Source organism: Paenibacillus sp. FSL H3-0310, assembly GCF_038002785.1.
Taxonomy (GTDB): Bacteria; Bacillota; Bacilli; order Paenibacillales; family Paenibacillaceae; genus Paenibacillus_AQ; species Paenibacillus_AQ odorifer.
The window spans coordinates 2,627,593-2,642,857 of sequence record NZ_JBBODC010000001.1 but is presented as its reverse complement, the minus strand read 5'-3'; the positions used below and the strand labels follow the sequence as shown (position 1 = coordinate 2,642,857).

General features: G+C 45.4%; 13 protein-coding genes and 1 pseudogene. 11 read left to right on the top strand and 3 right to left on the bottom strand.

The features are described from left to right. Window positions 1-9 precede the first annotated feature (9 nt). The 10 genes and pseudogenes from MHH63_RS12025 (at window position 10) to MHH63_RS11980 (ending at window position 10,917) form a co-directional block, all read left to right on the top strand. Window positions 10-906: a carbohydrate ABC transporter permease gene (locus MHH63_RS12025; protein ID WP_076302989.1), complete on the top strand. Its 897-nt coding sequence runs from the start codon at window positions 10-12 to the stop codon at window positions 904-906. Window positions 907-1,017: 111 nt separating this feature from the next. Then, window positions 1,018-2,643, top strand: a complete 1,626-nt coding sequence (locus MHH63_RS12020; RefSeq protein WP_341171572.1) for an ABC transporter substrate-binding protein — start codon at window positions 1,018-1,020, stop codon at window positions 2,641-2,643. 24 nt (window positions 2,644-2,667) lie between these two features. Beyond that, window positions 2,668-5,139 carry a PfkB family carbohydrate kinase gene (locus MHH63_RS12015; RefSeq protein ID WP_341171571.1) on the top strand — a complete coding sequence of 824 codons (2,472 nt, stop codon included), beginning with the start codon at window positions 2,668-2,670 and terminating at the stop codon, window positions 5,137-5,139. Continuing rightward, window positions 5,136-7,415: a GH32 C-terminal domain-containing protein gene (locus MHH63_RS12010; protein WP_341171570.1), complete on the top strand. Its 2,280-nt coding sequence runs from the start codon at window positions 5,136-5,138 to the stop codon at window positions 7,413-7,415. The genes MHH63_RS12015 and MHH63_RS12010 overlap by 4 nt, the downstream gene beginning before the upstream one ends. Before the next feature lie 90 nt (window positions 7,416-7,505). After that, window positions 7,506-7,871, top strand: a complete 366-nt coding sequence (locus MHH63_RS12005; protein ID WP_340393703.1) for a hypothetical protein — start codon at window positions 7,506-7,508, stop codon at window positions 7,869-7,871. A gap of 419 nt (window positions 7,872-8,290) precedes the next feature. Further along, the gene (locus MHH63_RS12000; RefSeq protein ID WP_341171569.1) at window positions 8,291-8,443 is read left to right on the top strand and encodes a hypothetical protein; all 153 of its coding nucleotides are present in this window, start codon (window positions 8,291-8,293) and stop codon (window positions 8,441-8,443) included. A 6-nt stretch (window positions 8,444-8,449) separates the two neighbouring features. Further along, entirely contained in the window at window positions 8,450-8,914 is a 465-nt protein-coding gene (locus tag MHH63_RS11995; RefSeq protein ID WP_341171568.1) for a response regulator transcription factor, read from the top strand. An 8-nt stretch (window positions 8,915-8,922) separates the two neighbouring features. Further along, a complete protein-coding gene (locus MHH63_RS11990) occupies window positions 8,923-9,627 on the top strand; it encodes a DUF885 family protein (protein ID WP_340393709.1) in 705 nt (234 codons plus the stop codon). A gap of 19 nt (window positions 9,628-9,646) precedes the next feature. After that, entirely contained in the window at window positions 9,647-9,868 is a 222-nt protein-coding gene (locus MHH63_RS11985) for a hypothetical protein (protein WP_340393711.1), read from the top strand. Then, window positions 9,865-10,917: pseudogene (locus MHH63_RS11980) on the top strand (sensor histidine kinase). Before MHH63_RS11985 ends, MHH63_RS11980 begins: the two are co-directional and overlap by 4 nt. A 558-nt stretch (window positions 10,918-11,475) precedes the next feature. Here MHH63_RS11980 and MHH63_RS11975 read toward each other — a convergent pair. Together MHH63_RS11975 and MHH63_RS11970 are read right to left on the bottom strand one after the other, a co-directional pair. Next, the gene (locus MHH63_RS11975; protein ID WP_076302995.1) at window positions 11,476-12,093 is read right to left on the bottom strand and encodes a TetR/AcrR family transcriptional regulator; all 618 of its coding nucleotides are present in this window, start codon (window positions 12,091-12,093) and stop codon (window positions 11,476-11,478) included. Between the two features lie 139 nt (window positions 12,094-12,232). After that, a complete protein-coding gene (locus MHH63_RS11970; protein ID WP_253436685.1) occupies window positions 12,233-12,991 on the bottom strand; it encodes an SDR family oxidoreductase in 759 nt (252 codons plus the stop codon). Window positions 12,992-13,441: 450 nt separating this feature from the next. Between MHH63_RS11970 and MHH63_RS11965 the strand changes: the two genes are divergently transcribed. Continuing rightward, complete coding sequence (locus MHH63_RS11965) at window positions 13,442-14,155, top strand: SDR family NAD(P)-dependent oxidoreductase (RefSeq protein ID WP_339281062.1); 714 nt, start codon at window positions 13,442-13,444, stop codon at window positions 14,153-14,155. Between the two features lie 102 nt (window positions 14,156-14,257). Here the strand turns inward: MHH63_RS11965 and MHH63_RS11960 are convergent, their stop codons facing one another. After that, a complete protein-coding gene (locus MHH63_RS11960) occupies window positions 14,258-14,611 on the bottom strand; it encodes a LytR/AlgR family response regulator transcription factor (protein ID WP_341171567.1) in 354 nt (117 codons plus the stop codon). Between the last annotated feature and the right edge of the window lie 654 nt (window positions 14,612-15,265).

Genomic DNA, 15,265 nt, shown 5'->3' with positions numbered 1-15,265 from the left:
GAGACGATTATGAATCAATTATTGAAGCGAAAGAGCAGAGGGGATGTATGGTTTGACATCATCAATTACATTCTGTTGACCATTATTATGCTGCTAGTATTGTACCCGTTGTATTTTGTACTGGTTGCCTCATTCAGTGACCCCAATTACATTTACTCCGGTGAGGTCTGGCTATTCCCGAAAGGCTTCACGCTGGACGGTTATGAACGGATATTCAGTGACTCCTCCATTTGGATCGGATATGGCAACTCCATTCTTTATGCAACGCTGGGAACATTAATTGGAGTAGCCGTGACAGTATTTGCAGCCTATCCGTTAGCTCGGAAGGATCTGGCCGGGAAGTCTTTGATTATGTGGTTTTTGCTGGTTACCATGTTTTTCAGCGGCGGGCTGATTCCCACCTATCTGCTGATTAAAGATCTGCACCTGCTGAATACGATGTGGGCGCTGGTCATTCCCGGGGCAGGCGGTGTCTTTAACGTCATTATTGTAAGAACCTTTTTTCAGTCATCCATACCAGACGAAATGTGGGAAGCGGCTTCAATCGACGGATGTTCCAACACCAGATTCTTCTGGAGCATCGTTCTGCCGTTGTCCAAGTCCATCCTGGCGGTAATGGTGTTATACCATGTGGTCGGCTTCTGGAACGGATTCTTCGATGCATTGATTTACCTAAATGATGAGAGCAAGTATCCGCTGCAATTAGTGCTACGCAACATCCTTGTCCAGAATCAGGTCAACTCCGGCATGATGATCGATGTGGAATCCTATGCAGCCAAGATGCGTGTGACGGAACTGATCAAATACGGGGTAATTATGGTATCCAGTCTTCCGCTGTTGATTTTGTATCCTTTCCTTCAGAAGTACTTTGTTAAAGGCGTAATGATTGGCTCCATCAAAGGATAATACTTTGACGCGGTACTTGAAAGGGGGGATGCACAGCGTATTCAGAGCAATATATGAAAACAAAACAGGAGTAATTAGCTGGCGGGATGAACAAAAGGGAGGTTATCGAAAATGAGTTCTTTATTTAAAAATGCGGGGATTCTGGTATTAGCAGGAGCGTTTGCGCTGAGCGGATGTTCGGGTAACGGTAACGGGACAAACAATCAGGCGGAAAATTCCAATCAGAAAGACAATTTCAATGCAACCGGTCTTCCCGTTGTAAACAAACCAGTGTCGTTAAGAATGGTAGCCCCGAAGGCGGCCCTGGCACCAGAGTTCTCAGAGATGGAAATCTTCAAGCGGCTGGAGCAAGAAACCAACGTGAAGATTAATTGGGAGAACATTCCGGATACCGATTATACAGAAAAGAAAAACCTGCTTCTCGCAAGTGGCGATTTGCCGGATGCCTTCTATGCAGCCGGATTCACTGATTACGAGCTTATCAATTATGGTGAAGATGGAACGCTAATTCCGCTGGAGGATTTAATTGATCAATATGCGCCTAACCTGAAAGCGCTTCTGGAGCGTCGTCCTGATATCAAATCATCGATCACAGCGCCGGATGGGCATATCTACGGTCTGCCGTCCTGGGAAGAAAACAACCTTGGAACCAACCCTTTCTTTCACGTCATTAATAAAAGCTGGCTGGATAAGCTTGGCCTAAAAGTACCGAAAACGCTGGATGAATACACGGAAGCGCTGCTTGCCTTCAAAACAAAAGATCCGAACGGCAACGGCAAGCAGGATGAAATCCCGTTAAGCTTTATGCACATGCAGTGGTGCATGGATATTGCCGGACTATTCGGGGCCTTTGGTCTTCCGGATAATCTGGAACACCGTGTCGTCCGCGATGGAAAAGTCATTTTCACCGCAACTCAGCCTGAATATAAGGATGCTTTGAATTATTTCCATGAAAAATGGTATAAGCAGGGCCTGATTGATCCGGAATCCTTCACTCAGGATGCAGCACAGTATCTGGCCAAAGGTAAAACGACAGATGAGACGCTGGGATCTTATGTCTGGTGGGAAGCCGAAGAAGTTGTCGGAACCGAACGTGCCAAGGATTATGTGCTATTGTCTCCGCTTAAAGGCGCGGATAGCGAGCAGACGATTGGACGCGCTAATGGCGGCGGTCCGGGGCGCGGGTCTTTTGTCATTACCAAAGAGAACAGCAATCCAGAAATCACCATGCGTTGGATTGACCAGCAGTATGAACCTTACATGGCTGCTCAAATCCACTGGGGACCACTGGATGTCGTGTACAAGAAGGACGAAAACGGAAAACTGGTGAATTTACCGCTTCCTGAAGGAGCCTCAGCAGGTGAATTCCGACAGAAGGTTGCTCCGGGATCAGGTGCACCCGGTATCATTACTTTCGATGACTTCGGAAAAGTGGTAGATATGGAACCCCGGGCTCAGCAGCGCGCTGAGGACCTGGAGAAATACTACAATCCGTATATGGAAAAAGAAAACTATCCGAACATCTTCTTTGAGCCGAAGGAACTGGACACCATCAATAAGATTGAGCCGGAACTGATTAAATATGTAAATACCCAAAGAGGAAAATTCATTGTGGATGGCGGCGCAGATGAGGCGTGGGACAACTACATTAAAACACTGGAAAAGATGGGCCTGAATGAACTGATGGAGATCTATCAAAAAGGGCTGGATCGCTATAATGAAAATCTGAAAAAATAAATAGAAGTTAGGTGGGGAGAAACTATGCTTGATGTCATCGCTATAGGGGAAGTATTGATAGACTTTACACCGGCAGGCAGGACGACTGGGGGGAATGATCAGTTTGAATGCAATCCGGGGGGAGCTCCGGCTAACGTAGCCGCAGCGCTATCCCGCCTGGGGGCCAGATCAGCACTGATCAGCAAAGTTGGGGAAGACCAATTCGGTTCATTGCTGCAAAATGCTCTGCGTAACAGCGGGGTAGATGTAACAGGAGTTTCGGTTACCAATGAAGCGAGTACAACGCTGGCCTTTGTCCATCTGGACGATCAGGGGGACCGGTCCTTCAGCTTCTTCCGGAAACCGGGGGCGGATACCTTCTTACACTCGCAGGATGTTCCGCTGGCGCGGATTGAAGCATGTCAGGCGCTGCATTTTGGTTCGTTGTCGATGACCCATGAACCTGCTCGCACGGCTACCAGGACGGCAGTTCTTAAGGCGAAGGAAGCAGGAGTTCTACTGTCGTTCGATCCTAACATCCGGTTTTCTTTATGGGAGAGCAAGGAAGAAGCCAGACAGAATATTTTTTGGGGCCTGAATTATGCTGATATTCTGAAAATCTCAGAAGAAGAGCTTTCTTTTATAACCGGAACTAGTGATGTTGAACAGGGTTCACAAGAGCTCCAGCAGAACTTCGATATCATGCTCATTATCGTCACTCTAGCGGAAAAAGGCTGCTATTACCGTTTGGCTGGTCAAGAGGGATATGTACCGGGCTTTAAGGTCAAGACCATTGACACAACAGGAGCCGGTGATGCTTTTCTGGGCAGTATGTTATTTAAGATTCTGGAAAGCGGAAGCTCTTTACAGGATTTGACCAAGCTGCAAATCACCAACATGCTGACCTTTGCCAATGCCGCCGGAGCGCTGGTAACCACACGAAAGGGGGCTCTTGGGTCCATGCCAACGACAGATGAGATTAACGATATGATAGAGTCCAGCAAACAATTCAATGATGAGCGGTTCAGACCGGGGTTTCATTTCACACCTCCCTCAAACTGGGCAAACGATCCCAACGGATTAGTCTATTATGAGGGAAGCTATCATCTATTCTATCAACATCATCCTTACGGTAATAAATGGGGACCAATGCACTGGGGCCATGCTGTCAGTGAAGACCTGATTCAATGGGAGCACGCGCCTATTGCTCTATTCCCGGATGAGCACGGAGCGATCTTTTCGGGATGCTGTGTAGTGGATTGGAATAACAGCAGCGGCTTATTCGAAGATTCAGATGGACTGGTCGCGATCTTTACGCATGCCGATAACCATTCGGACACGGGGCAGCCGCGCCAGCGGCAGAGCCTGGCTTACAGCAGCGATAAGGGCAAGACCTGGCATAAGTATGACGGAAATCCGGTGCTGATCGAGGAAGAACTGATAGACTTCCGGGACCCTAAGGTGTTCTGGCATCCGCAAAGTGAACGGTGGATTATGGTGATTGTCGCTAGAGATCATGCCCTGTTCTACGCATCCGAGAATTTGCGTGAATGGTCGCTGACCGGTGAATTTGGTATAAATGAAGGGTCACATGATGGCGTCTGGGAATGCCCTGATCTGTTTCAACTGCCGGTGGATGACACCGGGCGTTCAAAATGGGTGCTGATCATCAGCATCGGAGATAATCCCAATTGTCCAGAGGGATCGCGTACGCAATATTTTATTGGAGAGTTCGATGGAAAGACGTTCATCAATGACAATCCTGCGGATCATATACTGTGGCTAGACTATGGAAGAGATAATTATGCGGGAGTTACCTGGTCCGATATTCCGGAGCAGGATGGACGCCGCGTAATCATCGGATGGATGAGCAACTGGAAATATGCCAACGAGACGCCTACCGGCTCCTGGAGAGGTGCAATGACTTTGCCCCGCGCCTTGTCCCTGACTAGTAAGAACGGAAGTGTCGTGCTGAGCCAAATGCCTGTCCGGGAAATAGAGCAGCTGCGTAATGAATCTATGAGCTGGAACGATGTCACAGTTACGCCGAAGACTCCTTTTATACAGCAGACGAATAGTGATCTGTTAGAAATTAAAGGAGAGATTGATATCAAATCCGGGGACGAGATATGTATCCATCTGCAATCTGGCGGACAGCAGAGCGAAATTATTATCGGATATGACCCTGCTAAGGAATGGCTGTTTACCGACCGTTCAGAAAGTGGTCTGACTGATTTCCACCCGGCGTTCGCAAGCCGTCACGGTGCCAGCCTGGCCGCTACGAACGGTAAGCTTAAGCTGCACATCTGGCTGGATCGCAATGCAGTTGAAGTTTATGCGGCTAATGGTCTGGTTGTGTTAACCGATCAGATTTTCCCGGATGCTCCGATTGAGAATATTCAGATAAGTACACAATCAGGACAGGTTGTCCTGAACTCGCTTCAAATCCATACGCTAAAGTCCATACAGATTCCGAGTGTTAGCACAGGGCAGTCTTCAGGGAGGAATGAGGCATGAGTAGCCAAGTCGGTAACCGGGGACTAATGATGCATTGGGCTTTTGATGAAGGGACCGGAGCGAGCGCTATGGAGAGCGTCACTAAGACGGTAGATGAGATTCATTATGTATTCAACAACGCAGAGTTTACCGACCCTTGTACTCCGCTGTGGAGACAGGGGGTAACAGGAAGTGGTCTCCTCTTCGATGGTTACTCAACATATATTGCTCATTCTGTCCACGGAGAAGAGTGTAACGGAGAGCCGGAATTTCTATCGGCTCTCAGCATTGGGGTTTGGGTTGCCCCGCGCACCTATGAGTGGGGACATGAAGGCAAACTGGCTGCTATAGTGAACCGCAACAATAACAAGGCTAAGCAGGGATATCTGCTTGGCATGTTCCGTCACGGCTCCTGGTCCTTCCAAATCGGGCTTGAGGGAGGAGAATGGAAGGAAATCTGGTCGCCGGACGGCTATGAACTTCCTAAGAATGAGTGGTCTTATGTGAACGCTGTATTCGATGGAGAAGAGGGTGAAATCAAGCTGTTCCTGAACGGCACCGAAATCATATCGGCAGCGGTGCCCCGCGGTTCCCGCCTGGCTGAGGCTTTGGACACGGATCTGTTCATCGGCAGGAATAATCACAGCAGCAGGCTTGCCGAAGTGTTCAGCCTTCATATGTTCAGCGGGATCATGGATGAGTTGAAGATTTATAACCGTGCCCTAAGTAATGAGGACGTAGCAGCTTTTTATCAGGAAGTGTTGGATTCCGCACATGGAGGCGTCCGGCCGCAATTGAGATATGACGACATCAAGCTGGATCGTACACCTCTGCTTACGGATCGGCACAGACCGCAGTATCATGTCAGCCCGCCGGCACATTGGATGAACGAGCCTCATGCGCCAATTTATTTTGAAGGGCAGTATCATTTGTTCTATCAGCACAATCCGCAAGGACCGTACTTTCATCATATCCATTGGGGACATTGGGTGAGTGAAGATCTGGTGCATTGGCGTGATCTTCCTGTAGCGCTGGCACCTGAGAAGGATCAGCTCGCACCGGACGGGATATGGTCTGGAAGTGCAACCTATGATGCAGAGGGACTGCCAGTGCTGTTCTTTACGGCAGGCAATGATAGTGCTTCACCGAATCAGAGCGTCGCGCTTGCCCGTAGCACTTATCCGCAGGATGGAGACCCGGATCTCATTACGTGGATTAAACACCCGGTGCCGCTCATCGTGCAGCAGAAGGGAATGGGTGCATTCGGAGATTTTCGGGACCCGTTTGTGTGGAAGGATGAGAACGGCTGGTATGCCCTGGTCGGGTCAGGGATTGAAGGCGAAGGCGGGGCAGCGCTGGCATTTACCTCGCAGGATATGCTGAATTGGACATACAAAGGGCCTTTCCATCAGGCGGATATTCAGAAGTTCCCTTATCTTGGACCCATTTGGGAGTTGCCTGTACTTCTTCCCTTAGGCACTGACAACAAGGGGGAAAACAAGCATCTTCTGCTGGTTAGTCCTGTAGGAAAGGGTGCCGATGTTGAGGTATTCTATTGGATCGGGCAGCTGGATCAAGACAATCTTTCATTTATCCCGGATCTAGAAGAACCGCAATTGATAGATGTCGGTGATTTCCATTTTACCGGTCCGAGCGGCATGGTTGATCCGAAGACTGGTCGAAATATCGTCTTTACGATTGCACAGGGTGATCGTACTTCTAAATTGGAATACCAGTCAGGCTGGGCTCATAACGGCGGCTTGCCGCTAAACGTCTATTTGCGGGAGGATGGGCGGCTCGGAGTCGAGCCGGTTCAGGAGCTAGAGTCGCTGCGCGGTGGGAAACGATTATCGCTCCAGGACACGTCATTGGCTGAGGTAAATGTACAGTTGAGGGATGTTCAAGGCGACATGCTTGAGATTCAATTGGAACTGGATCGAGGCAGTGCCACACAACTCGGAATCAAGGTCCGGTGTACACCGGATGGAGAAGAGGAAACGTTGCTGTATTATGATTTTAATGAAGCTAAGTTCCTTGTCGACCGTACGAAAACGACACTGCATCTAGGTGAAAAGTGTAGTGGGGTTCAAGGAGGGAAGCTGGAATTGTTAGGTGAGAATCTGAAGCTGCATATCTATTTGGATCGCTCCATGGTCGAAGCCTATGCCAACGGTTTGAAAAGCTTGACGACCCGGGTTTATCCCAGCCGTAAGGATGCATTAGGGCTTGAGCTCTGGGGAGATGGTAAGTCATTGGTGAAGTCCATGGAAATATGGGATATGAAGTCTATTTGGTAACGCGGGGCGCCCAGGCGCTCCTTACCCCATGAAGAAAAAAAACGCCTCAAATAAGTAAATCACTATTAAAGAAATTCGCACAACATTGTCATGGTAGTACGCAAAACGAATTGGGTATCTGAACTTCATGCAATTAATAAAGGGACTGCTACCTTGACTGTCAATATTGGAGATAAGTTTGAACCTTATGTATTCACTGTTCAAGTAGTGGATGATTATACAGTCATTTCTGAACCAACAAAGCCGGTAGTTGTAAAGGAACTTACACACGAAGAAATCATGATGCAGGAGATGGTAGATTACACTGAACAGTTGAAGCCGCTAGTAAACAATGAAGAGAAAGCTATAACTGCATTACATCAAAATAGAGGCCCAAACAATTCAACAAGAAAAACATTCTTCCTGTCTTTAAACAATACTGTAGTGCCCAACTATACTAAGTTTGTATCCGGGTAAAAAACCTCAAGCCCAATAATGCTGAGTTAAAAGAAATACATAACTACTATCTGGCAGGGGCAAAACTCCAGCTGGAAGGGTTCATTATAATGCGGGACAGCCTGAAGACGACCAAAATTAATTATTCCAAATTCGAAACGGGTAACAAGAAGGTTATAGAAGGTGCTAAGCAATTGGATAAGATGTCGGTGCTTCTTGACAAGTATAAAAGTAAATACTTCAAATAAATAGTTTAATAAAAAGAACCCAAAGTACTTTAAGGGTTCTTTTTTAACGGTTGACACGAACTTTGTTACATTCCCAATATGATTTCATCTACTGCAGAAAGTTAAAAGATGCCATTGTTCATAAGCTGACGGGCAAGCAATATGGCACTATTTAGGAGGAACTGAGATGTCTAACCCCATATTTGTTCATTCATGGAGGGACTTATGAAGCTGTTGATCGTAGAGGACGATATTGGAATATCGCACACAATTGCAAGAGTTATGCAGGATGAAGGGCATAAGGTTACGGAGTGTCATAACGGAGAAGAGGGCTTGCATCACGCATTGTACGGCGAGTTCGATTAAATTATTTTGGATATTATGCTGCCTAAGGTTGATGGAATTACGTTCATCCAAGAGCTGAGGAAGCAAAGAGTGGCTACCCCGATTCTTTGTCTGACGGCAAAAGACGGATTGAACGACCGGGTAAAGGGGTTAACGATCGGAGCGGACGATTATGTGGTGAAGCCATTCGAAATTCCAGAGCTGATTGTCAGAGTTAAAGTGCTGTTGCGCCGTTATGGCAAGGTTAATCAAGAAGAGCAGATTAGCTACGGCCCGATTGCTATTCAAGTTCGAAATCGAACAATAACGGTCACAGGAGAAGAGCTGACTTTAACAGAAAAGGAATATGAGCTGCTTGAGTACCTGCTCATGAATAAAGAGCAGATCGTGACGAAAGAGCAAATCTATAACCGAATTTGGGGACTGGATTCAGAAGCGGGAATTGGCATCGTCGAGCTCTATGTCCATTATCTTCGAAAGAAGCTGTCTTAAACAGCAGTTTGTCGGATGCCACGCCCTACTTGTCCGATTGGTTTGAAGAGGAGCTTATCCCGGACCATCCCGTGGATGTGCGGGCGTATTCGGCTCTTTTCGCATCGGCAGGTGGAATGTATATCCCCTTATCTATAGATGGTGATAGGAGCGGGAGATTTGTCATTCCACTCGAAAATCCGACCTCCGAAGAAATAGTTAAATTGCTTGCCTTGCATGAGGGTATTCCAGGACATCACTTTCAATTCTCGATTCAATATGATCAACCATCCATTCCATTAATCCGCAAAATAACGATGACGGCTGGATACGTAGAGGAATGGGCGGTCTATATGGAAAGCTTATGCGCGGAGAAGGGGTTGCTTGATCGGAATATGGTACTAAACCGTTTGCTGGGCAATTCCATGGGTACCGTGATAGATACGGGTATCCATGGGCTGAAGTGGACAAGAGAACAAGCTAATGAGTATCTGGTTAGTGTTACCGGAACGGGGAACGATGCTTTGATCGACAGTGTCATTGCCTATCCTGAACTTAACGAAAACTATGCGATCGGATCGGAGCAATTCCAATCCCTTCGGGAGAAGGCGGAAAGCGAACTCGGGGATCGCTTCGATATCAAGGCATTTCATTCCGTTCTTCTTCGAAACGGGAATATGCCATTTCCAATATTGGAGCAGCAAGTGAATCAATACATCAAATCCGCCAAATAAAAGAAGAGCAAACCCCGGTATGATTAAACGCACGTTAGTACGAATGACGATATGGAACAGCACGGTCGTATTTTGCTTGCTCGTCACACTGGGGAGAGCGTTATATGGGTTGGCACATTATCGGATCTATTCCGATATTGACCGTCATCTGGTGTTTAATAATGACCACATGCAACAAATTTCTCTAAGTAACGGGGAGCAAGTACTTAACATTGATTCGAAGGAACTGGAACGTTTATGATGTCATTTTATTGGGATTCCAACGATGCATTGATTCAAAGCGTATATTATAAAGTACCATATATCGAATTGAGTTCGATGCTTCGGGAAAAACAAAACCACATACGGCCCGAGTCGATACTCGTGGGTAAGAAAACCTATCGATTCGTGAGCAGACCCTATCAGGGGAAATTGCCAATAGTCGAGAAACTGTCGAACATTCCTTTGAAAACAATTCAGATATTTACGGAAATTTCCGCCGAGGTGTATTATTTGAACCGGTTATTATGGTGTATTAGTATTGGAATCGGTGTCGGCGCGTTATTATCTATCATCGCAGGTTACTCTTTGGCTAGACGGGCGCTCATACCAATTCAGAAGGCTTGGGATAAGCAGCAGCAATTCGTTGCAGATGCCTCTCACGAGTTGAGAAGTCCGCCCTCGGTCGTCCGAGGGCAAACACAAATATTGTTACGCCATCCCGATCATACGATCGAGGAAGAAAGTGCTCCAATTTCAGCCATTCTGAAAGAAACCAAAAGAATGAGCAACATGGTAGACGGCCTACTTCTTCTGGCAAGAGGCGATTCACATGAGGAAGTTATCTCATGCAAACCTGTGCGAATTGACGAGATCATTAAAGAGATCGCCAAAAAAATGGAGCAAATAATGGATTACAAGCAGTTGCGGGTACAGCTTCATGTCGAAGGCTCGGAATTGCTCATGAATGGAGATGAGAATCGTCTCATACAGTTGTTCATGATTTTGTTGGACAATGCCATTAAATATACGCAGGCGGATGGGGAAATCGATCTTGAGTGTCTTAGGCAGGGGAAATCAGTTCTTGTAACCGTCAAGGATAACGGAGTGGGTATTTCGGAACATGAATTACCACTCGTATTTAATCGCTTTTATAAGGGAGATTCCTCTAGAAGTAGAGGGGATCACTGAGCAGGTTTAGGGCTATCGATCGCACGTTGGATCGTCAATCAACATCAAGGTACTGTCCACATTAGCAGCGGGGTAGGGTGTGGTACGACAGTTATGATTCGTTTTCCGCTGATTAGTTAAAAAATAATAGTACTCTTCAAAAGAGACTTACAATTGTTGTCGGAACTTTTGGGGATATCTATAGAACGCAGCAAAGATCGCAAGGCTCTAATTAATGATGTGGTTATTGCTCGGAACTCGGAAGAGGAAGTGATAAATAGATCAAATAATATAAACTTCTAGATTGTGAGACAATCCTGTCGAGGGACAAGAACATGATCCCATTGAAGTCGCTATTATAGCGGCTTTTTTGTTTTATCGGTACAAGTTCTTGTCCCAAGCCAAGGACAAGAACTTGTACCGATTACCGGAATGGACAAGAATATAGCCCAATTACAGATTAGATGTATATCTAAGTAGATTATGAGTCTCTATTGAGTGGCTACCACACTAAAGGTTGGATTATGACAGAAAGTGCGGAGAACCGCATCACAGATAGAGGTGAGTTCTCTGAAGCAAAAGTCGCTCTAAAAATACGGTGATAATCAATAAACCCTGATGGTTCTTCATTTCTACAAAGAACGTAAATAAACGAATACGAGGGAGTCTCATATTGGGAGATCTCTCGTATTCGTCTTTTTAATCGGCATACTTGTTTATAATCGTATGAGCAGCCTCATCCGCTATTTGAAAAGCCTGCTCTCGTGAAATACTGAAATCAAGCAGCAACATTTTTGGCCATAGCACCTGCCCGGAAATGAGACTCATAAATTCGTTGGCCGTTTTTGATGCATGCGGCAGATTTATATTACCCAATTGAACTTCATCTACTAAATATTGCGTCAATTTCTGATGCACGGCGCCTTCGCCCAGTTCATAATGAAAAAGACTGAGCTCGGGGAACTGCTTGGCTTCTGCAATGACGACCCGGAATAAAGGAGCCATTCCATCACGAGTCAGCACGCATGCGTAGTCTCGTCCGAACTTTATTAATCCTTGCAGGGGAGAGCCGAGCTCCGGTGGAAAGTCCCATTCGGGATCAAGCTCCCAAAAATGCTTGACAATGGTTTCAAAAATCAATTCCTTCGTCGGGAAATGATTGAAAAGTGTACCTGTTGAGAGACCAGCAAGTTTTGCAATCTGAGCTAAAGTAGTCCGCGCATACCCTTTTTCAAAAAACAGTTCTTGTGCAGCGGCAATCGCGCACGCCCTTTTTTCTTCCTTTATACGTTCATGGTAAGTTGATTTAGTTCCCATAATTCCACTCCAAAGTTGGATTTAAGTCTTATCAGAGGGATAGCACCCTCTTCTCTACTATACAACAGTTGATCGTGTTCTAAAAGAAAAAGCTGCCTAAGCACCCTCGGAGGGCTTAAGCAGCAATAGGGCTAACCTATTAGAGAATCGTTTGAGCGCCATCCAGAACCAAGTCAACGCCAATGGTGAAGCGTGACTCATCCGAAGCCAGATAAACAACAGCTTTGGCAATCTCTTCGGCAGTACCCATGCGTCCAGCCGGAATCCCGTCACGAATGCGGTTAATAACCATCTCACGAATTTCGTCAGACACGCCTAGCTTGTTCTTATCGTAAAGCGGGGTATCAATCGGTCCAGGACTCACAGTATTGAAGCGAATTCCGTGAGACGATAATAAGTCGGAATTCCAGGCTTTGGTCAGAGTGGAAATGGCGCCTTTAGTAGCCGCATAAGCATTGGAATGTGCATATCCGGCATGAGAACTGCTCGATCCCATTAAAACGACAGAGGATGGGTTCGCCATCACTGGAGTTAATGCCTGCATTAAGAAAAATGGAGCTTTTACGTTGATGGCAAACAAGCGGTCAAAGGCTTCTTCATCGATTTGCTCGAATGGACGCCAGTCAGATACGCCTGCGTTTAAAAAGGCAATATCCAGTTTGCCAAAATGTTGTTCAACTCGATCAGCCAGTTGACGTTGAGCATTGAGGTCTCGGGAATCTGCCTGAAGCACAAGGACTTGATTTCCAAGTTCCTTTTGCGTTTTTTCTACATTTGCCGGAGTTACTCCGGTGACAATCAATTCAGCACCTTCAGCCAGAAATTGTTTGGCTGTCTCCAAGCCAATTCCGCTGGTGCCACCCGTAATAAGTGCTCGTTTACCATTAAGTCTAGTCATGTTAAAACCTCCATCGCAAGATACTTACAAGGACAAATATAAGCGAACAATAATATAAAGTCAAGTAACTCAACTTTATATATTTTTTCTTATGTGATAAGATCATTTTGAGCACAAGAGACTGTGAATACAGAATTAAAGAAGTTTTTTATTCGTTTAGAGAAAGTGAAAGATGGACACTGACAAATGAGGGAGGAGTAGTCCTGATGGGACATCAGCTAAATAGGTTCAATGTCTGAAGATCGTTATCAAGTAGGAGAAGCCGGGAGGGCTTCCACTGTCTAAATTAGATACAAATAATCGTACAGAAGAGTATTTGTATCTATAGGAAATTGACTCCCATTTGCGATTGAAGTCACGAAAACCAATCGTTTTGTTTCAGAGAATAGAAGAAGGTTGATATGGTTTTGAACTCTTATGCAACTCTTTTTGGCAATGTTGGGCTATATCATGACTATTAATGTCTCTATGGAAGGTGAGTATACATTGAAAACAATGGTTATTATCGGTGCAGGACCAGGTCTGGGATTCTCGCTGGCCAAGACTTTTGGAAAAAACGGTTTCCGTATCGCCCTAGTTTCAAGAACACAGGAGAAATTGGACAAATATGCAGAGCAGCTTGGTGAGATGGGAATTGAAGCTCAGGGTTTTGCTGCCGATATCACTAACAAAATGCAACTTATGAGAGCTTTTCAAGAAATTAAGAATACGTTCGGTACAATCGATGTCTTGGAGTTTAGCCCGCATAGTGGAAATGTTACTACAACATCTGTTCTGGAAACGACTGATGAGAGCGCACTTCAATTTTTTAACAATGTTGTCATCGGAGCTATTAATACAGCTAGACAAGTCTTTCCAGAAATGATTGAACGGGGTGAAGGAGCACTTCTTTTCACAAGCGATCTTTCCGCAATGAGTCCAAGCTCGATGTTTGGAAATTCGGGTATCGCCATGTCTGGACTCCGAAACTATATTCTTAGTTTACACGAGCGTTTGCTTCCTCTTGGAGTATTTGTGGGCCATTTATCCATTAGTCCTTTAATCAAACAGGGTACAAGTTTTGATCCTGATCAAGTGGCTGAGGCTTGGTACAATCTGTATGATAAAAGAACAGAGGTAGAGGATACTTTTCCTAAAGGAATCATGCAATTTATCAAAAAATAAATAATTGCTAAGGTCTTTAAAAGCGATACTTTGAATTTTGTAACCCCGGCCAAAGCGACTTTATCAAAAGCGTGCCATTCACAGCTTTCCCTATTTAGTGGATCAAAAAAGCGTTAATCTCCTTCTCCTTGCTCGTTTTCCATGATAGTTGCCTGCTTTCGGTATACGGCAAATGAATATGAAATTCCCCCGAGGCACTGAATATAGGGTGCTTGCCGAAATTCGCATCCGTACGGACTTGACGTTCAGATATAGCTTATAGTCGATAGATTGGATTTCAAACGCTTCTAACGTATACTCCGAATACGCCGTAGTAAATACAATTCGCGCTTGAGGCATGATCGTCCGAATTTTTCTTGCCGCCGAGGTCCCCCTCAAACCTAGCATCTGAATATCCCAAAAAACGGTGCCAGCAGGCGTTGTCCGGAGAGGCTCAATCGCTCGAATCCGATCCATATACCGCCCAACTACCATCAGATCCCCGATCTTCACCTGTTGTATTTTAATGATTTGGATAAGAAATATCCGAAAATCATCAAAGAGCTCGAAGATTAAAAAAAACAAGCTGACGTATAAGTAATGAAATCATCCCATAATAGACAGGAAGTAATCTGTCTATTATACGGAACATCTTATGAGTGACATGAGGAAAGACTATAATAAACCGCCAAAAGGTTGAATATAAAATGTAGTACGAGAAATGATGTCGGACGACAATAACAACAGAAGTCGCATAGTTGGTCATACACACCCAATCAAGAAGACAAACTTAAAAAGTCCCTTTTAAACAGCAACCGTTTCTCGGTATTAAAGCGGGGGAACGGTTGCTTAATTTTCTTAGAGATCTATTCTGGTTATAAAAAGAAACCAAGGATAGCCTTGATCTGAAGGAGAAAATGGGAATTTCATACAGGAGAATTCAAAGGTATCAGGACAGCAAATCTTGATGCCTTTTTGTTTTATATATAGGTCAAAAATGAAGTTAGCGAGTCAAATTATATAGGTAACTAATAAAACAGAAGCGTGCTCACTCAATCTACGACATGTAATTTTCGTATTACGCAGCTCGTCAGCTAAAAGCACTGGATGTTCTGACGCATTGCATATAAC